Genomic DNA, 17,934 nt, shown 5'->3' with positions numbered 1-17,934 from the left:
TCTTTTCAAGAAAACGGCGCTCTGCCTCTCTTCACCGCCAGCCTTCAAGGATCAGACAATGAACCAGGAACTTACCAACAACCCGTTCAACCCGGTGGCCCCTGCCAAGGCGTTCGACGAAATCAAGGTCTCGCTCGCCTCCCCCGAGCGCATCCTCTCGTGGTCTTACGGCGAGATCAAGAAGCCCGAGACGATCAACTACCGCACGTTCAAGCCTGAACGTGACGGTCTCTTCTGCGCGCGTATCTTTGGTCCGATCAAGGATTACGAATGCCTCTGCGGCAAATACAAGCGCATGAAATATCGCGGCGTCGTCTGCGAGAAATGCGGCGTCGAGGTGACGCTGCAAAAGGTCCGGCGCGAGCGTATGGGCCATATCGAACTGGCCGCACCCTGCGCCCATATCTGGTTCCTGAAATCGCTGCCCTCGCGCATCGGTCTCATGCTTGACATGACGCTGCGCGATCTGGAGCGGGTGCTCTACTTCGAGAATTACGTGGTGATCGAGCCGGGTCTCACCGATCTCACCTACGGTCAGATGCTGACCGAAGAAGAGTTCATGGATGCCCAGGACGCTTACGGCATGGACGCCTTTACCGCCAATATCGGTGCCGAGGCGATCCGCGAGATGCTGGCCAATATCGACCTCGAAGCCGAGGCCGACCGCCTGCGCGAAGAGTTGAAAGAGGCCACGGGCGAGCTGAAGCCCAAGAAGATCATCAAGCGCCTCAAGGTGGTCGAGAGCTTCCTCGAGTCCGGCAACCGCCCGGAATGGATGGTGCTCACCGTGCTGCCGGTCATTCCGCCGGAACTGCGCCCGCTGGTGCCGCTCGACGGTGGCCGCTTCGCCACCTCGGATCTCAACGACCTTTACCGCCGCGTGATCAACCGCAACAACCGCCTCAAGCGCCTGATCGAGCTGCGCGCGCCCGACATCATCGTGCGCAACGAAAAGCGGATGCTGCAAGAGGCGGTCGACGCGCTCTTTGACAACGGCCGCCGTGGCCGCGTGATCACCGGCGCCAACAAGCGCCCGCTGAAATCGCTTTCCGACATGCTCAAGGGCAAGCAGGGCCGTTTCCGTCAGAACCTTCTGGGCAAGCGGGTGGATTTCTCGGGCCGTTCGGTCATCGTGACCGGCCCCGAGTTGAAACTGCATCAGTGCGGGTTGCCGAAAAAGATGGCACTCGAACTGTTCAAGCCGTTCATCTATTCGCGGCTCGAGGCCAAGGGCCTTTCCAGCACGGTGAAACAGGCCAAGAAGCTCGTTGAAAAAGAGCGCCCCGAGGTCTGGGACATCCTCGACGAGGTGATCCGCGAGCATCCCGTCATGCTCAACCGCGCGCCGACGCTGCACCGTCTGGGCATTCAGGCGTTCGAGCCGATCCTGATCGAGGGCAAGGCGATCCAGCTTCACCCGCTGGTCTGTGCCGCCTTCAACGCCGATTTCGACGGTGACCAGATGGCCGTTCACGTGCCGCTCAGCCTCGAGGCGCAGCTTGAGGCGCGGGTGCTGATGATGTCCACCAACAACGTGCTCAGCCCCGCCAACGGCGCGCCGATCATCGTGCCGTCGCAGGACATGGTGCTTGGCCTCTACTACGTCACGCTGGAACGCGAGGGCATGAAGGGCGAGGGCATGGTGTTCTCGTCGCTCGACGAGGTGCAGCACGCGCTTGATGCGGGCGAGGTGCATCTTCATGCGCGCGTGACCGTGCGCGTGGCGCATATCGACGAGGAGGGCAACGAGGTCTTTTCCCGCGTCGAGACGACGCCGGGCCGCGCCAAGCTTGGCGCGCTTTTGCCGCCCAATGCCAAGGCCCCGTTCAGCCTTGTGAACCGCCTTCTGCGCAAGAAGGAGGTGCAGCAGGTCATCGACACGGTCTACCGCTATTGCGGCCAGAAGGAATCGGTCATCTTCTGCGACCAGATCATGACCATGGGCTTCCGCGAGGCGTTTCGTGCGGGCATTTCCTTCGGCAAGGACGACATGGTGATCCCCGAGTCCAAGTGGCCCCTCGTCGAGGAGACCCGCGCCCTCGTCAAAGGGTTCGAGCAGCAATACATGGACGGCCTCATCACCCAGGGCGAGAAATACAACAAGGTCGTCGATGCCTGGTCGAAGTGTAACGACAAGGTCACCGAGGCGATGATGGCCACCATCTCGGCCGAGCACCGCGATGAGAATGGCGGCGTGAAGGAGCCCAACAGCGTCTACATGATGGCGCACTCCGGTGCCCGTGGCTCGGTCACGCAGATGAAGCAGCTTGGCGGGATGCGCGGCCTGATGGCCAAGCCCAATGGCGACATCATCGAGACGCCGATCATCTCGAACTTCAAGGAAGGTCTGACCGTTCTTGAATATTTCAACTCGACCCACGGCGCGCGCAAGGGCCTTTCGGACACCGCGCTCAAGACCGCGAACTCCGGCTATCTGACCCGGCGTCTGGTGGACGTGGCGCAGGATTGCATCGTGCGCGAGCATGATTGCGGGACAGAACGCGCCGTGACCGTCGAGGCGGCCGTGAACGACGGCGAGATCGTGGCCTCGCTCGCCGAGCGCAGCCTTGGCCGGGTTGCGGCCGATGATATCGTCGATCCCGACAGCGGCGTCGTGCTTGTGTCCAGGGGTCAACTCATCGACGAGCGCACCGCCGACATGATCGAGGTTTCGGCTGTGCAGACCGTGCGCCTGCGCTCGCCACTGACCTGCGAAGCCGAGGACGGTGTCTGTGCCACCTGCTACGGGCGCGATCTGGCCCGCGGCACGCTTGTGAATATCGGAGAGGCGGTGGGGATCATCGCCGCCCAGTCGATCGGCGAACCGGGCACGCAGCTCACCATGCGGACCTTCCACATCGGCGGCGTGGCGCAGGGTGGGCAACAGTCCTTCCTCGAAGCAAGCCAGGAGGGCACGATCAGCTACGAGAACCCGCAGGTTCTGGTGAACTCGCGCGGCGAGACGCTGGTCATGGGCCGCAACATGAAGGTGTTGATCCGCTCCGATGCCGGGGTCGAGCTTGCCAGCCACAAGGTCGGCTACGGCACGCGGATCTTCGTCGCCGAGGGCGACAAGGTGGTGCGCGGGCAAAAGCTCTTCGAGTGGGACCCCTACACGCTGCCGATCCTCGCCGAGAAATCCGGCACGGCGAAATTCGTCGATCTGATCACGGGCCTGTCGGTGCGTGACGTGACCGATGACGCCACCGGCATGACCCAGAAGATCGTGACCGACTGGCGCGCCGCACCGCGCGGCAACGAACTCAAGCCCGAGATCTTTGTCATCGGCGCGGATGGAGAGCCGATGCGCAACGACGCGGGCAACCCGGTGACCTATCCGATGTCGGTGGACGCGATCCTGTCGATCGAGGACGGCCAGGAGGTCGAGGCCGGCGACGTGGTCGCGCGCATCCCGCGCGAGGGCGGCAAGACCAAGGACATCACCGGCGGTCTGCCGCGGGTGGCCGAGTTGTTCGAGGCGCGCCGCCCCAAGGATCACGCGATCATCGCCGAGGTCGATGGCTATGTGCGCTTTGGCAAGGACTACAAGAACAAGCGCCGCATCACCATCGAGCCGGTGGACGACAGCCGCGCACCTGCCGAATACATGGTCCCCAAGGGCAAGCACATTCCGGTTCAGGAGGGTGATTATGTCCAGAAGGGCGATTACATCATGGACGGCAACCCCGCGCCGCATGACATCCTCGCCATCATGGGGGTCGAGGCGCTGGCCAATTACATGATCGACGAGGTGCAGGAGGTGTACCGCCTGCAAGGCGTGAAGATCAACGACAAGCATATCGAGGTGATCGTTCGCCAGATGCTCCAGAAATGGGAAATCGACGAATCGGGAGACACCACCCTGCTCAAGGGCGAGCATGTCGACAAGGTGGAGTTCGACGAGGCCAATGCCAAGGCAGAGGCCAAGGGCGGGCGTCCGGCAACGGGTGGGCCGATCCTTCTGGGGATCACCAAGGCCTCGCTGCAAACCCGGTCGTTCATCTCGGCAGCCTCGTTCCAGGAAACGACCCGCGTGCTGACCGAGGCGTCGGTCCAGGGCAAGCGCGACAAGCTTGTGGGCCTCAAGGAAAACGTGATCGTCGGGCGTCTCATCCCGGCGGGCACGGGGCGCGCGACGCAGGAAATGCGCCGCATCGCAACGGCGCGCGACAGCATCGTGATCGAGGCGCGCCGCGAAGAGGCCGAAGCGGCCGCAGCCCTCGCCGCCCCGATCATCGAGCGGGACATGAGCGCCGACGACGTTTTCGACAACTTCGTCGAAACCCCCGAGAGCCGCGACGACTGATCGCCACCTATCGCCAATTCGGAAAAGCCCGGCCATCTGGCCGGGCTTTTTCGTTGGAAGGGTCGGCAGACGGACCGGGGGGCTGGTGGCCTGGCCTTGACCCGAGGCAGTTAACCCATTGCCGTCTTGTTCAGCGTCTCCAGCGGAATATGACAGCGGATCACATGCCCTGCACCTGCCCCGCGGGCGGGGGGCGTGTCGGTCTCGCAGATCGCCCCGAGCTTGACCGGGCATCGCCGCTGGAACGGACAGCCCCGCGCGGGCGGGGCGAGTTCGGTGGCATCCTCGGCCAGCAGGCGCGGCGCGTGGTCGGGGTCGGGGGCCAGCACCGCCCCCAGAAGCACCTCGGTATAGGGGTGGTTGGGCGCGCCATAAACCGCCGCTGCCGGCCCCGTCTCGCAGATGCGCCCCTGATAGAGCACCGCCACCCGGTCCGACAGCGCGCGCACCACCGTGAGATCATGGCTCACGAAGATGAACGCCGTGCCGTGGCGCGCCTTGAGATCGTTGAGCAGATCGAGCACGGCGGCCTGCACCGAGACATCGAGCGCCGAGGTGATCTCGTCGCAAAGCACAACCTCCGGGCCCGCCGCAAAGGCGCGCGCCACCGCCACGCGCTGTTTCTCGCCCCCCGAGAGCTGACCGGGCCGCCGGTCCAGGTAATGTGCGCCAAGCCGGACGGTTTCGAGCAATTCGGCGGCCCGGTCGGCCAGCGCGCGGCCCTGAAGCCCGAAATAGAGCCGCAGCGGTTGCGCAAGGATTTCGCCCACCGATTGACGCGGGTTGAGGCTCTCGTCGGGGTTCTGGAAAATCATCTGGATGCGGCGCAGGTCCGTCGGGCTTCGGCGCTCGAGGGTGCCCGCCAGCGGCGTGCCGTCGCCAAGCGCGATCCCTCCGGAGGCGGGTGCCAACAGCCCGGCGATGGCGCGCAGGATCGTGGACTTGCCGCTGCCCGATTCACCGACAAGGCCAAGCGTCTCGCCCCGCCGCAAGTCAAGTGTGATCCCCTCGACGGTGGCGGGCGGCGGCGCAGCCCCGCGCAGCCGCGCCAGCCAACCGGGCCGGTCATACCGCACCGAAACCCCGTCGAGCGAAAGCGCGCAGGGGCTGTCCGCCGCGCAGGCCGGGGCGTCGCGCCCCGCACCGCGCGCGACCGCCTCGCCGGGAAAGAGACAGCGCGCGGCCTGCCCGTCCTCGGTGGTGGCCATGTTGGGCCGCTCGGCGCGGCACGCCTCTGTCGCCAGCGTGCAGCGCGGCGCAAAGGCGCAGCCATTGCGCGCCACATCAGGGCCGGGCGGCCGCCCGTCCAATGCGCTTGGCAGACCTTGCGCGCCAAGCCGGGGAATCGCCGCCAGCAGTGCAGCCGCATAGGGATGGGCGGGCGCGCGCAGCACCGCGCGGGCAGGCCCCGTCAGCACCGTCTCGCCGGCATAAAGCACCTGCACCCGGTCGCAGACCCGCGCGATCACCCCCAGATCGTGGCTGACATAGACCATGGCCATGTCCCGCTCGCGCGCCAGATCGCGCAAGAGGTCCAGAATATGCGCCTGTGTCGTCACATCGAGCCCGGTGGTCGGCTCATCGAGCAAAAGCGCATCCGGCTCTCCCGCCAGCGCCATGGCAATCGCCACCCGCTGCTGCTGCCCGCCCGACAGTTCATGCGGATAGCGCCGCAGGGTCGTTTCCGGCTCTGGCAGGCGGACCTGTTCCAGAAGCGCGCAGGCGCGCGTGTGATGGGTCGCGGGGTCGTGGTCGCAATGCAGGCGCAACGCCTCCCCGATCTGCGCGCCGATGCGCTGCGTGGGCGTCAGCGCCTGCCCGGAATTCTGCGGAATGAGGCCCAGCTTGCCCCCCCGGATGCGCGCAAGCTCCGCAGGCGGCAGGCCGAACATGTCGCGCCCGTCATAGATCACCTCGCCCCTGAGCCGTTGCAGGCCGTGCCGCAGATAGCCCATGGCCGCGAGCGCCAGCGTGCTCTTGCCCGACCCGCTCTCGCCGACGATGCCAAGGCTCTCGCCCCGGCACACGCTCAGGTCCACCTCGTGCAGAACCGGCAGGACCGTGCCCGCGCGGCTGCGGAACCCGACGCAAAGCTTGCGGATATCAAGAAGCGGGCGCGCGGCCATCTCAGATCACCGCCTTGCGGCTGCGGTCAAGGCCAAGCGTCTTGGCCAGCGCATCGGCAGTGAGGTTGATGCCGATGATCAGCGAGGACAGCGCCAGCACCGGTGCGATCACGCCCACGGGCGCAAGCGACATGTAGACCCGCGCATCGGAAATCATCAGCCCCCAGTCCGGGCGCGGCGGGGCCACGCCGAAGCCCAGAAACGACAGCGCGGAAAACCCGAGCAGCATCCAGGACCAGCGCATCGCGCCCTCGACCAGCAGCGTGTCGGTGACATTGGGCAGGATTTCGCGCCGCACGATGTCAAAGGGCCGGTGCCCGCGCGCCCGCGCCGCCGAGACGAAATCGCGCGCCACCACCTCATGCGCCGCCGCGCGCGCCACGCGGATCACCGGGATGCCGAAGAAAAACGCCAGCGTCGGCAAGAGCACCTCGCCGCCGGTGCCAAAGACCGTGATCAGCACCAGAAGCGGCAGGATACCCGGCAGCGCGAGGAACGCATCCACCAGCCGCATCGCCACCTCATCGACCCAGCCGCCGCGCAGACCCAGCCAGACGCCCGCAAGCCCGCCCCAGAGCATCGCCACCGGCGTGGCGATGCCGGTGATCACCAGCGCCTCGCGCCCGCCCAGCATCACGCGTGACAGCACGTCGCGCCCCAGATGATCGGTGCCCAGCCAATGCGCCGCCGAGGGCTCGGCCAGCGTGAGCGTGGCCTCCATCGCCTTGTAGTCATAGGGAACGATCCACGGGCTGAAGATCGCCATAAGCGCATGAATCACCACCAGCGTGACGCCGATTGCACCCGAGGGCCGCGCCACGACCTCGCGCAGGAGCGTGCCCGCGCGCCTGCCCCGCGTGGCGGCCAGCGCGCTCATCGCCGCGCCTGATGGCTGCGCAGACGCGGGTTGAGCATCAGGCTCAACAAGTCCGCCACGAGGTTCACGGCCACATAGGTCGCCGCCACGATCATCGTGATCGCCTGCACCACCGGCAGGTCGCGGCTCGAGATCGCGTCGATCAGAAGCCGCCCGAGACCGGGATAGTTGAACACCACTTCCACCACCACCACGCCGCCCAAGAGCCACGCCACGGTCAGCGCGATGACATTGATCGCGGGCAAAAGCGCATTGGGCAGGGCGTGCCGGAACACCACCCGCCAGTAGGGCACGCCCTTGAGCGTGGCCATCTGCACATAATCGCTCGCCATCGCCTCGATCACCGAGGCGCGGATCATCCGCATCACATGGGCGATCATCAGCATCGTCAGCACGGTCGAGGCGAGGATGAATTCGGGAAAGAACTCCAGCGGCGGCGCATCGGCGGGGGTCAGCACGATAGCGGGCACCCAGCCCAGCCAGATCGCGAAAATGAGGATCAGGATCGTCGCGGCGACGAATTCCGGGATCGTCATGGCCAAAATCGCGCCGGTCGAGAACAGAAGGTCCGGCCAGCGGTCGCGCGTCAGCCCCGCGATGACACCCAGCGAAATCGCCAGCGGGATGCCAACGGCCAGCGCCCCCGCCGCCAGCAGAAGCGAGTTGCGCACCCGGTAGCCCACCATCTGCGCGATGCTTTCCTGCCCGTTCGCTGACATGCCGAAATCGCCCTGAACCACGCCCGCCGCCCAACTCAGGTAACGCTCGAGTGCGGGCACCTCAAGGCCAAGCGCCTTGCGGCAGGCGTCAAGCGCCTCGCCATGCGCGTCGCGTTCGAGAATGGCGGTGCAGGCATCGCCGGGCAGGGCCTCGACCCCCAGAAAGATGATCACCGAGACAAGCCACACGGTCACGAGACCAAGCGCCAGCCGCCGTGCGATCACCCCCAACATCGTCGTCTCCCCGCTATGGCCCCCGGAGGCTCGTTTTGTGATGAGCCTAGACCAGCCGTGGCGTCGCCGTCGAGACAAGGTTTCATGTCGGTGCCGGGAAATGCATCACATTCCGCCGCAGGGAGGTGGAAATTGCACTTTGCACATGCGACTAAGTCGCAATCTACTTGACGAAGTTGCGAGCGGCTCGCATATTCCAGCCATGTCACACAGCACCGACAGGATACCCATGCGAGTCCGACGCGAAACAGGCGTGCCTCTCGGGCACCTGGGCCGCCGCCACCTGCTTGCCCTTGCCGCCGCCTTCGCGGGGGTCGGGGCCGCGCGCGCGGCCACCGCGCCGCTGGACGTTGTCGCCACCACCGGCATGATCGCCGATACCGCCCGCGCGATCGGTGGCGATGCGGTCAGCGTGCGCGCGCTGATGGGGCCGGGGATCGACCCGCATTCCTTTCGCCAGACCCGCAGCGACATCGCAGCACTCACCCGCGCCGATCTGGTGCTCTGGCACGGGCTCTATCTTGAGGCGCAGATGGAGGATTTCCTTGCCCGTCTCGGCGCGCGCCAGCCGGTCGTTGCCGTGGGCGAGGCGGTGCCCCCAGGTCTGCGCATTGCGCATCCCGATTACGCGGGACGGTTCGATCCGCATGTCTGGATGGTGCCTGATCTCTGGCGGCATGTGGCCGACGGGATTGCCGTTGCCCTGTCCGGGGCGCGGCCCGAGGCGCAACGGGAGTTTGCCGACAATGCCCGCGCCTTGCGTGCCGATCTTGACCGGCTCGGCCGTTATGCGCGCGACACCCTCGCCACCGTCCCGACCAAGGCGCGCGTGCTGGTGACGGCTCATGACGCCTTTGGCTATTTCGGCCGCGCCTACGGGTTCGAGGTCGAGGGGATTCAGGGCATCTCGACCGAATCCGAGGCGGGCCTCGCCCGCATCGGTGAACTGGTCGAGATGCTGGTCGCGCGCGGCATTCGGGCTGTCTTTGTCGAAAGCACCGTCTCGGAGCGCAATATCCGCGCCCTCATCGAAGGCGCGGCGGCGCGCGGCCACGAGGTGCGCATCGGGGGCGAGTTGTTCTCGGACGCGATGGGCCTTCCCGGCACCTATGAAGGCAGCTATATCGGCATGATCGACCATAATATCACCACCATTGCCCACGCCCTTGGCGGACGGGTGCCCGCGCGCGGCCTCAACGGCAAGCTGGCGGCAGGGGGATGACCATGGCACTCGAACTGGTGCGCGAAAAAACGATTGATCAAAACCCTCTGGCCATTCGCGGCCTGACGGTTTCCTATGCCGAGAAACCGGCGGTCTTCTCGGTGGACGTGAGCTTTGAGGCGGGCCAGATGACGGCCATCGTCGGCCCGAACGGTGCCGGGAAATCGACCCTTCTGAAGGCCGCGCTCGGCATCCTGCGCCCGCTTTCCGGGCAGGTCACGGCCTTTGGCGCGCCGCTTGACCGGGTGCGCGCGCGCATCGCCTATGTGCCGCAACGCGCCAGCGTGGACTGGGATTTTCCGGCGCGCGTGATCGACGTGGTGATGATGGGGCTTTACCGCGATCTGGGCCTTCTGGGCCGTATCCGCCCCCGTCACCGTGCCCGCGCGCTGGAAAGCCTCGCGCGCGTCGGGATGGAGGGCTTTGCCACCCGCCAGATCGGTCAGCTTTCGGGTGGCCAGCAACAGCGCGTCTTTCTTGCCCGCGCGCTGGCGCAAGGGGCCGATCTCTACCTGCTGGACGAGCCTTTCGCCGGGGTCGACGCCGCCACCGAGCGCGCGATCATCGGCGTGCTCAAGGGCCTGCGCGACGCGGGCAAGACCGTCGTGGCCGTGCATCATGACCTGACCACCGTGCCCGCCTATTTCGACCGTGCCTTTCTTCTCAACATCTCGGCCATCGCCGAGGGGCCCGTGGCCGAGGTCATGACCGAGGCCAACCTGCGCGCGGCCTATGGCGGGCGGCTGGGCGCTGTCCAACAGGCGGTCTGAGATGCTCTGGCAGGCTCTCGGCCTCGGGCTTGGCTATAACGCCACGCTGGTCACGCTGGGCGCGGCCATGCTCGGGATCGCGGCGGGGGCGACGGGGGTTTTTCTTTATCTCGCGCGCCGCGCGCTGGTGAGCGACGCGATCGGCCACGCCACCTTGCCCGGCGTGGTGGCGGGGTTTCTGGTGATGGTGGCGCTGGGGGGCGAGGGGCGGTTCCTGCCGGGGCTGATGCTGGGCGCGGCGGTCTCGGCGGGGCTGGGGCTTGCCTGTGTGTCCTGGCTCACGGCGCGCACGCGGCTGCATGAGGACGCGGCCATCGGCGCGGTTCTGTCGGTGTTCTTCGGCGCGGGCGTGGTGCTTCTGACCGTGGTGCAGGTGCTGGAAACCGGGCGGCAGGCGGGGCTTGAGACCTTCCTTCTGGGGGCCACCGCCGGGATGCTGCGCGCCGAGGCGCTGAGCATCGCGGCGGGTGGTGCTGCGGTTCTGGCGCTGGTGGTGCTGCTGCGCCGCCCGATGGTGGCCGTGGCCTTCGATCCCGGGCACGCGGCGGGGCAGGGGATCAACCTGCGCGCGGTCGATCTGGCGATGATGGGGCTGGCGCTTGCCGTCACCGTGGTGGGGCTCAAGGTGGTGGGCGTGGTGCTGATCGTGGCGCTGCTGATCATCCCGCCGGTGGCGGCGCGGCTCTGGTCCGAGCGGGTCGGGGTGATCGTGCTGCTGGCGGGGGCCTTCGGCGGGCTGTCGGGCTATCTTGGCGCGGCCATCTCGGCCACGGCCCCGGACCTGCCCACGGGGCCGCTCATTGTGCTGGCAAGTTTCGCGCTCTTCATCCTGTCGCTGCTCTGTGCGCCCGCGCGCGGCGTGCTGGCGGCGGGGCTGCGCCACTGGCGGTTTCAGCGTCGGGTGCATCTGCGCCAAGGACTTCTGGCGCTGGCCAGTGGCCATCCGGTCTATGAGCCGCTGACGCTGCGGCTGCTGGCCCGCCGGGGCCTTGTGCGCGCCGACGGGGTGGCGACGGAGGCGGGCCGTGCCCAAGCCGCGCGCGCGCGTCTTGACGAGCGACGCTGGCACATGCTGCGCAGCCTGCCGGAATTCGAGGCCGCGGCCGCGCGCCATGACGGGCTGAGCCCCTTGTCCGAGGTGCTGACCCCCGATCAACTGGCCGCGCTCGACAGGCATCTGGGGCCGGAGGGGGCGCTGTGATGGGGGCGGAATTTGTCATGCTCTCGCTCGCGCCGCTGGTGATCGGCGTGCTTGCGGCCATTGCCTGCGCGCTGCCGGGTAATTTCCTGTTGTTGCGGCGGCAGGCACTCATCGGCGACGCCATCAGCCATGTGGTGCTGCCCGGTATCGTCGTGGCCTTCCTGCTCTCGGGTCGGGTGGCGGCGGTGCCGATGATGCTGGGCGCGGGCGGCGCGGCGCTGGTGTCGGTTCTGCTCATCGAGGTGATCCGGCGGTTGGGGCGGATCGAGCCGGGGGCGGCCATGGGCGTGGTCTTTACCGCGATGTTTGCGGGTGGCGTGCTGCTCTTGGAGCAAAGCGCCGCCTCGGGCGTGCATCTTGACGTGCAGCACGCGCTTTACGGCAATCTCGAAAGCCTGATCTGGCTTGACGGGTATGGCTGGGGCGCGCTGCTCGATCCGCAGGCGCTGCGTGGCCTGCCGCCCGAACTGATGCGCATGGCGGTGGTGACGTTTGCCGTGGCGCTCTTTACCGGTGTGCTCTGGCGCGCGCTGGTGATCGCCACTTTCGACGAGGGATTTGCCCGCACACTTGGCCTGCCGGTGCGCGCGCTGTCGCTGGCGCTCGTGGCCGTGGCGGCGATGGCGGCGGTGGCGGCATTCGATGCGGTCGGCTCGATCATCGTCATCGCCATGTTCATCTGTCCGCCCGCCGCCGCGCGGCTGATGACCGACCGGATGGGCGGGCAGGTGGCGTGGAGCCTTGGCTTTGCCACGCTCTCGGCGGTGCTTGGCTATGTGCTGGCGGGCTATGGCCCGCTCTGGCTCGGATATCAGAGCGCGGTCAGCGCGGCGGGTATGATCGCCACCGTGTCTGGCGTGATCCTTGCGCTTGTGGCGCTTGTCGGCCCGCGCCGCCGGGGCGTGGCGGCAGGGCAGGGGGCGTGATCGCGCGTCACGGTGCGATGACGACGCGCAACCGCTCTTTCCCCCAGCCATCCACCGAGCAATGCGCGCGGATGAAGACCTCTCGTGTGCCCTCGGGTAGATCGACGCTGAGCGAGCGCGTAAAGGGCTGTTCGTTGACATGCGGATGATGGAGCAGGCGATAGCCAAGGCGCGTGCCCGTGGCATCGAGCACTTCCCAGCCGTCGGCATAGTGATCCCAACCGGTATCCGGATGCGCGATCGTCACATCCACGCGATAGGCCGCATCGGTTCGCGTCAGGGTGGCATCGACGATTTCCGGCTCTGCCGCCATCGCGGGAGTGGCGGCAAGGCAGGCACAAAGGGCAAGCACATGTCTCATGACGCCATTATAACGCAAACTTTTCCGCCGCGCAGTCACTTATCCGGGCGCATCAGCACCGCGCGCGATTCAGAGGCGAATTCGCGCCGCAAGAGCACCCCGAGCGTCAGCGCCACCGCCAGCAAAAGCGGCCAGGGTCCCAGCAGCCAGGCCGCCGCCGCCAGTGCGAAATAGAGCGCGCGCAAACCCCGGTTGAAGCCGCGCGCGGCGGTGATGTTGATCGCGCCGGCCTTGTGTGCGCGCGGCAATGCGGCGGGGTCCGCAGGGTCATTGGGCACCGCCGCCATGACCACGGCGCAATAGCCGAAAAGGCGATTGGCCCAGACGAACTTCAGGAAGGCATTGGTCAGGAAGATGATGATGGTCAGGATCTTCACCTCCCAGACGATCACCGGATCGGTGCCGGCCGTCAGGTCGTCCGCGATTCCGATGAGCCGCTCCACATCCCCCAGAAGCGCCAGCGCGCCACCAATGGCAATCAGCGTGGCCGAGGCAAAGAACGACGTGCCCTGCCGCAGCTGTCCGATCACCTGCGAATCGAAGATACGCGGATCACGGGCGACGAATTGCACCATCCATTCGCGGCGATACCGCGCCATCAGGTTCGACGTGGAGGGAAACCGCGCGGGCGCGTGTTCGATCAGAAGCGTGACACAGGCCCATCCTGTGATCAGCGCCGCCACCGCCCACAGGTCGAGCGTGGTGAAATGGCCAAGCGCCTGCGCCAGCACCTCCATCGCTCAGAACGGCTGCACGACCACGGTCCAGAGCACCGCGATGGCCCCGAACACGCTGATTTCGTTGAAAACGCGCAGGTAGCGGTCACTCTCGGTGAAGACGCCCCGCCGCGCGCGCAGCACCAGCCGCCCGGTCCAGCCGTAATGCAGCGCCAGCGCCAGCACCAGCGCGATCTTGAGATGCGTCCAGCCCGGCCAGCCCAGCCAATGCGCGAGCAAAAGCCCGGTGGCGATGGCGATGATCCCGAGGCCAAGCGAGAAGCGGTAGAGCCGGATCGTCAGATCCCCGAGCGGGCCGAATTCGCCCAGCCGGTCCCATTCGCGGTGCCAGTAGATGAGGGCGCGCGGCACGGCGAAAATCGACGTCATCCAGCCCATGACGCAGAGAATATGAATGATCTTGACCCAGTCCATGTGCGATGACTGCCCGAGCACGCGAGCCCATGCAAGGCTTCGCGCGCAAGGCGGGAAAAAAGGACTCGCCTTGGGGTCAAATTGGTTATATAAACTTACCAATATCAGGAGATGCTCATGGAAATGCCCGTTCCGAACCCGGCGATCCTGTCGCGCAAGGCCGAACTTGTGGCGCGGCTGCTCAAGGTCCTGCCCGCTGACGCGGTGATCTCGGACCCGGCGGAAACCCGCGCCTATGAATGCGACGCGCTCACCGCCTACAAATGTCCGCCGCTGGTCGCCATACTGCCCGGCTCGACGCAGGAGGTCTCGGACGCGCTGGCGATCTGTCATGAGATGGGCGTGCCGGTGGTGCCGCGCGGGTCCGGCACCTCACTCGCGGGGGGCGCGCTGCCGACGGCGGACAGCGTGATACTCGGCGTCGCGCGCATGAACGCGGTGCTGGAGACCGATTACGACAACCGCCTGATCCGCGTGCAGACCGGGCGCACCAATCTGAGCGTGACCGGCGCGGTGGAGGAACACGGATTTTTCTATGCCCCCGATCCCTCGTCGCAGCTTGCCTGCGCCATTGCGGGCAATATCGCGATGAATTCGGGCGGCGCGCATTGCCTCAAATACGGTGTCACCACCAACAACCTGATGGGCGTGACCATGGTGCTGATGGACGGCACGGTGGTGGAGCTGGGCGGCGCGCATCTCGATGCGGCGGCGTATGACCTGCTGGGCCTTGTCTGCGGTTCCGAGGGGCAGTTGGGCGTGGTGACCGAGGCCACGTTGCGCATCCTGCGCAAGCCCGAGGGCGCGCGCCCCGTGCTGATCGGGTTCGACAGCAATGAGGTCGCCGGGGCCTGTGTCTCGGACATCATCAAGGCGGGCGTGCTGCCGGTGGCGATCGAGTTCATGGACCGCCCCTGCATCCGCGCGACCGAGGATTTCGCCCATGCCGGATACCCTGACTGCGAGGCGCTGCTGATCGTCGAGGTCGAGGGATCGGATACGGAGATCGACGCGCAACTCGCGCTGATCGAGGCGATCGCCCGCCGCCACGACCCGGTGGAACTGCGCCAGAGCAAATCGGCCGAGGAAAGTGCCAAGATATGGCTGGGGCGCAAATCCGCGTTCGGGGCGATGGGGCAGATCAACGATTACATGTGCCTCGACGGCACCATCCCGGTGAGCGCGCTGCCGCTGGTGCTGCGCCGCATTGGTGAGATGTCAAAGGAATATGGCCTTGACGTGGGCAACGTGTTCCATGCGGGCGACGGCAACATGCACCCGCTCATCCTCTTTGATGCCAACAAGCCGGGCGATCTGGAGCTTTGCGAGGAATTCGGTGCCGAAATCCTCAAGCTCTGCGTCGAAGTGGGCGGCTGCCTCACCGGCGAGCATGGCGTGGGGATCGAGAAACGCGACCTGATGGCGCATCAATACGCACCCGACGATCTGGCGGCGCAGATGGATGTCAAGGACGTGTTCGATCCGGGCTGGCTTCTGAACCCGGCCAAGGTCTTTCCGCTCGAGGCCTCCCAAGGGCGGCGCGCCGCCTGAGAGCGATTGATTCGAGTATTTTTGGAACAGTGAAATGACACCCCAGACAGAGGCCGAACTGGCCGCAATCATCAAGGCGGCGGACGGGCCGTTGCGCATCGAGGGCGGCGGCACGCGGCCCGTCGGGGGCGCGACCAATGGCGCGCGACTGTCCACATCGGCCATGCGCGGGATCGAGCTTTACGAACCGGGCGCGCTGACGCTGGTGGCGCGCGCGGGCACGCCTCTGGAGGAGGTCGAGGCGGCGCTGGCGAAAGAAGGGCAGCGCCTTGCCTTCGAGCCGATGGACCATCGCGGGCTGCTGGGCACAGCGGGCACGCCCACCATCGGCGGGGTGGTGGCGGCCAATGTCAGCGGCCCGCGCCGCGTGCAGGCCGGGGCCTGCCGCGATTTCCTTCTGGGCGTGCGTTTTGTCGATGGGGCGGGACGGATCGTCAAGAATGGCGGGCGGGTGATGAAGAATGTCACCGGCTATGACCTCGTGAAGCTGATGGCCGGGAGTTACGGCACATTGGGTGTGCTGACCGAGGTGGCGCTCAAGGTTCTGCCCGCGCCGCAGATGGCGGCGACGTTGCGCCTTGACGGGCTGGACGATGCGCAGGCGGTCACGGCCTTGTCCCGGGCGCTCGGCTCGCCCTTCGAGGTCACGGGGGCGGCGCATCTGCCGGGCAGGGGGACGGTGTTGCGCATCGAGGGCTTTGCCGCGTCGGTGGCCTACCGGGCCGAGCGCCTGGCGGCGCTCCTTGCCCCGTTCGGTGCGGTGGCGGTGGAGGACGATCCCGACGCGGTGGCGGCCACCTGGCGCGATATCCGCGACGTGGCCGCCTTTCACGGGCGCGCGGGCGATGTCTGGCGGCTCTCGGTCAAGCCCTCGGACGCACCCGGCATCGTGGCCGGGCTTGCCGGGGTCGAGGCGCTATATGACTGGGGCGGGGGCCTTGTCTGGCTGCTGGCGCCCGAGGGGCGCGCGAACTCCATCCGCGCGGGCGTCGATGCCAAAGGCGGTCATGCCACGCGGGTGCGGGGCGACGGGGCCGACGCCTTCCATCCCCTGCCCGCGCCGGTGGCGGCGCTTCAGGCCGGGCTGCGGCAGCGGTTCGATCCGCGCGGCCTGCTCAATCCGGGCCTGATGGCGCGCGTGTGAGGGAGAGAGCATGAAAACCGAGTTCACGCCTGCGCAACTGGCCGATCCGAAAATTGCCCGCGCCAACCAGATCCTGCGGTCCTGCGTGCATTGCGGCTTCTGCACCGCGACATGTCCCACCTATCAGGTGCTGGGCGACGAGCTGGACAGCCCGAGGGGGCGGATCTACCTCATCAAGGACATGCTGGAAAACGACCGCGTGCCGGACGAAAAGACGGTGAAACATATCGACCGCTGCCTGTCGTGCCTGGCTTGCATGACCACCTGCCCGTCGGGGGTGCATTACATGCATCTTGTCGATCAGGCACGCGAATATATCGAGGAGCGGTATCGCCGTCCCCTTGGCGACCGCGCCCTGCGCTGGATATTGGCGCGCATCCTGCCCTATCCGATGCGGTTTCGCGTGGCGCTTCTGGGGGCCAGGATCGTGCGGCCTTTTGCGCGGCTGATGCCCGATGCCCGCCTGCGCGCCATGGTGGAGATGGCCCCGAAACACATTCCCCCCGTCAGCCGGAATGACGACCCGCAAAGCTTTGCCCCGAAGGGCGCGCGCAAGATGCGGGTGGCGTTGATGACGGGCTGTGCGCAGCGTGCGCTCAACACCGATATCAACGACGCGACCCTTCGCCTGCTCACCCGGCTTGGCTGCGAGGTGGTGGTGGCCGAAGGTGCGGGCTGCTGCGGGGCGCTGACGCATCACATGGGCAAGACCGCCGAGAGCCACGCCACGGCGGCCCGCAATATCCGCGCATGGGCGCGCGAGATGGACGGCGAAGGCCTCGATGCCATCGTCATCAATACCTCGGGTTGCGGCACCACGGTCAAGGATTACGGGCATATGTTCCGGCTTGAGCCGCTGGCCGCAGATGCCGCGCGGGTGAGCGCCATCGCGATGGATGTGAGCGAGGTTCTGATGCGGCTCGATCTGCCGGAGGGCGGCGACAAGGGCCTGACGGTGGCCTATCACGCCGCCTGTTCGCTGCAACACGGGCAGAAGATCAAGACCTATCCCAAGGACCTGCTGAAACGTGCCGGGTTCACCGTGGCCGAGCCCGCCGACAGCCATCTGTGCTGTGGCTCGGCCGGGACCTACAACCTGATGCAGCCCGCGATCTCGAAGCAGTTGAAGGAGCGCAAGCTGCGCACGCTGGAGGCGGTCAAGCCCGATATCATCGCCGCCGGGAATATCGGCTGCATGATGCAGATCGGCTCGGGCACGGCCGTGCCCGTGGTGCACACCGTCGAGTTGCTCGACTGGGCCACCGGCGGGCCGCAGCCGCCTGCGATGTCGCGCGCGGCCGGGGGGCTTTCGGGGGTTCCCATTCTGCGCTGAACGCGGTCATATT

Annotated in this window: 14 protein-coding genes; 8 read left to right on the top strand and 6 right to left on the bottom strand. The window is 66.8% G+C overall.

Annotation, left to right across the window (positions count from 1 at the left end; all coding sequences use genetic code 11):
* Nucleotides 1-58: 58 nt before the first annotated feature.
* Nucleotides 59-4,306 (top strand): DNA-directed RNA polymerase subunit beta', encoded by a 4,248-nt coding sequence (gene rpoC, locus ABIE57_RS11895; RefSeq protein WP_354539242.1) that lies wholly within the window; start codon nucleotides 59-61, stop codon nucleotides 4,304-4,306.
* Nucleotides 4,307-4,416: 110 nt separating this feature from the next.
* On the opposite strand, the gene ABIE57_RS11890 is transcribed toward rpoC, so the two are convergent.
* Genes ABIE57_RS11890 through ABIE57_RS11880 form a run of 3 tightly spaced genes read right to left on the bottom strand, consistent with a single transcriptional unit; the run spans nucleotide 4,417 to nucleotide 8,262 of the window.
* Entirely contained in the window at nucleotides 4,417-6,432 is a 2,016-nt protein-coding gene (locus ABIE57_RS11890) for a dipeptide ABC transporter ATP-binding protein (RefSeq protein ID WP_354539241.1), read from the bottom strand.
* A gap of 1 nt (nucleotide 6,433) precedes the next feature.
* Entirely contained in the window at nucleotides 6,434-7,309 is an 876-nt protein-coding gene (locus tag ABIE57_RS11885; protein WP_354539240.1) for an ABC transporter permease, read from the bottom strand.
* On the bottom strand, nucleotides 7,306-8,262 hold the full coding sequence (locus tag ABIE57_RS11880) for an ABC transporter permease (RefSeq protein ID WP_354539239.1): 957 nt from the start codon (nucleotides 8,260-8,262) through the stop codon (nucleotides 7,306-7,308). The genes ABIE57_RS11885 and ABIE57_RS11880 overlap by 4 nt, the downstream gene beginning before the upstream one ends.
* Nucleotides 8,263-8,464: 202 nt before the next feature.
* On the opposite strand from ABIE57_RS11880, the gene ABIE57_RS11875 reads away from it, so the two are divergent.
* The 4 genes from ABIE57_RS11875 to ABIE57_RS11860 are packed head-to-tail and all read left to right on the top strand — an operon-like array spanning nucleotide 8,465 to nucleotide 12,381.
* Complete coding sequence (locus ABIE57_RS11875; protein WP_354539238.1) at nucleotides 8,465-9,484, top strand: metal ABC transporter solute-binding protein, Zn/Mn family; 1,020 nt, start codon at nucleotides 8,465-8,467, stop codon at nucleotides 9,482-9,484.
* A complete protein-coding gene (locus ABIE57_RS11870) occupies nucleotides 9,481-10,254 on the top strand; it encodes a metal ABC transporter ATP-binding protein (protein WP_354539237.1) in 774 nt (257 codons plus the stop codon). Before ABIE57_RS11875 ends, ABIE57_RS11870 begins: the two co-directional genes overlap by 4 nt.
* A 1-nt stretch (nucleotide 10,255) precedes the next feature.
* Nucleotides 10,256-11,455, top strand: a complete 1,200-nt coding sequence (locus ABIE57_RS11865) for a metal ABC transporter permease (protein WP_354539236.1) — start codon at nucleotides 10,256-10,258, stop codon at nucleotides 11,453-11,455.
* Nucleotides 11,455-12,381, top strand: coding sequence for a metal ABC transporter permease (locus ABIE57_RS11860; protein ID WP_354539235.1), 927 nt, complete (start codon nucleotides 11,455-11,457; stop codon nucleotides 12,379-12,381). Before ABIE57_RS11865 ends, ABIE57_RS11860 begins: the two co-directional genes overlap by 1 nt.
* A 7-nt stretch (nucleotides 12,382-12,388) precedes the next feature.
* Here ABIE57_RS11860 and ABIE57_RS11855 read toward each other — a convergent pair whose 3' ends face one another.
* The 3 genes from ABIE57_RS11855 to ABIE57_RS11845 are packed head-to-tail and all read right to left on the bottom strand — an operon-like array spanning nucleotide 12,389 to nucleotide 13,893.
* Nucleotides 12,389-12,742, bottom strand: a complete 354-nt coding sequence (locus ABIE57_RS11855; protein WP_354539234.1) for a hypothetical protein — start codon at nucleotides 12,740-12,742, stop codon at nucleotides 12,389-12,391.
* A 35-nt stretch (nucleotides 12,743-12,777) separates the two neighbouring features.
* Entirely contained in the window at nucleotides 12,778-13,479 is a 702-nt protein-coding gene (locus ABIE57_RS11850) for a DUF599 domain-containing protein (protein ID WP_354539233.1), read from the bottom strand.
* A gap of 3 nt (nucleotides 13,480-13,482) precedes the next feature.
* The gene (locus ABIE57_RS11845) at nucleotides 13,483-13,893 is read right to left on the bottom strand and encodes a CopD family protein (RefSeq protein ID WP_354539232.1); all 411 of its coding nucleotides are present in this window, start codon (nucleotides 13,891-13,893) and stop codon (nucleotides 13,483-13,485) included.
* Nucleotides 13,894-14,010: 117 nt separating this feature from the next.
* On the opposite strand from ABIE57_RS11845, the gene ABIE57_RS11840 reads away from it, so the two are divergent.
* From ABIE57_RS11840 to glcF, 3 genes are read left to right on the top strand one after another with little or no spacing between them, the layout of a single operon-like run.
* Nucleotides 14,011-15,444 (top strand): FAD-linked oxidase C-terminal domain-containing protein, encoded by a 1,434-nt coding sequence (locus tag ABIE57_RS11840; protein WP_354539231.1) that lies wholly within the window; start codon nucleotides 14,011-14,013, stop codon nucleotides 15,442-15,444.
* A 34-nt stretch (nucleotides 15,445-15,478) separates the two neighbouring features.
* Nucleotides 15,479-16,588 carry a glycolate oxidase subunit GlcE gene (glcE, locus tag ABIE57_RS11835; RefSeq protein ID WP_354539230.1) on the top strand — a complete coding sequence of 370 codons (1,110 nt, stop codon included), beginning with the start codon at nucleotides 15,479-15,481 and terminating at the stop codon, nucleotides 16,586-16,588.
* Between the two features lie 10 nt (nucleotides 16,589-16,598).
* On the top strand, nucleotides 16,599-17,921 hold the full coding sequence (glcF, locus tag ABIE57_RS11830; RefSeq protein ID WP_354539229.1) for a glycolate oxidase subunit GlcF: 1,323 nt from the start codon (nucleotides 16,599-16,601) through the stop codon (nucleotides 17,919-17,921).
* The last annotated feature ends 13 nt before the right edge of the window (nucleotides 17,922-17,934 follow it).

Source organism: Roseovarius sp. MBR-6, assembly GCF_040547525.1.
Classification (GTDB): Bacteria; Pseudomonadota; Alphaproteobacteria; order Rhodobacterales; family Rhodobacteraceae; genus Roseovarius.
The sequence above is the reverse complement of the archived record's forward strand: the minus strand, read 5'-3'. Positions and strand labels throughout refer to the sequence as shown.

Bases quoted from the DNA above. Each gene is read 5' to 3' on its own strand.
- rpoC (WP_354539242.1), top strand. From the start codon at position 59: ATGAACCAGGAACTTACCAACAACCCGTTCAACCCGGTGGCCCCTGCC.
- ABIE57_RS11890 (WP_354539241.1), bottom strand. From the start codon at position 6,432: ATGGCCGCGCGCCCGCTTCTTGATATCCGCAAGCTTTGCGTCGGGTTC.
- ABIE57_RS11885 (WP_354539240.1), bottom strand. From the start codon at position 7,309: ATGAGCGCGCTGGCCGCCACGCGGGGCAGGCGCGCGGGCACGCTCCTG.
- ABIE57_RS11880 (WP_354539239.1), bottom strand. From the start codon at position 8,262: ATGTTGGGGGTGATCGCACGGCGGCTGGCGCTTGGTCTCGTGACCGTG.
- ABIE57_RS11875 (WP_354539238.1), top strand. From the start codon at position 8,465: ATGTCACACAGCACCGACAGGATACCCATGCGAGTCCGACGCGAAACA.
- ABIE57_RS11870 (WP_354539237.1), top strand. From the start codon at position 9,481: ATGACCATGGCACTCGAACTGGTGCGCGAAAAAACGATTGATCAAAAC.
- ABIE57_RS11865 (WP_354539236.1), top strand. From the start codon at position 10,256: ATGCTCTGGCAGGCTCTCGGCCTCGGGCTTGGCTATAACGCCACGCTG.
- ABIE57_RS11860 (WP_354539235.1), top strand. From the start codon at position 11,455: ATGGGGGCGGAATTTGTCATGCTCTCGCTCGCGCCGCTGGTGATCGGC.
- ABIE57_RS11855 (WP_354539234.1), bottom strand. From the start codon at position 12,742: ATGAGACATGTGCTTGCCCTTTGTGCCTGCCTTGCCGCCACTCCCGCG.
- ABIE57_RS11850 (WP_354539233.1), bottom strand. From the start codon at position 13,479: ATGGAGGTGCTGGCGCAGGCGCTTGGCCATTTCACCACGCTCGACCTG.
- ABIE57_RS11845 (WP_354539232.1), bottom strand. From the start codon at position 13,893: ATGGACTGGGTCAAGATCATTCATATTCTCTGCGTCATGGGCTGGATG.
- ABIE57_RS11840 (WP_354539231.1), top strand. From the start codon at position 14,011: ATGGAAATGCCCGTTCCGAACCCGGCGATCCTGTCGCGCAAGGCCGAA.
- glcE (WP_354539230.1), top strand. From the start codon at position 15,479: ATGACACCCCAGACAGAGGCCGAACTGGCCGCAATCATCAAGGCGGCG.
- glcF (WP_354539229.1), top strand. From the start codon at position 16,599: ATGAAAACCGAGTTCACGCCTGCGCAACTGGCCGATCCGAAAATTGCC.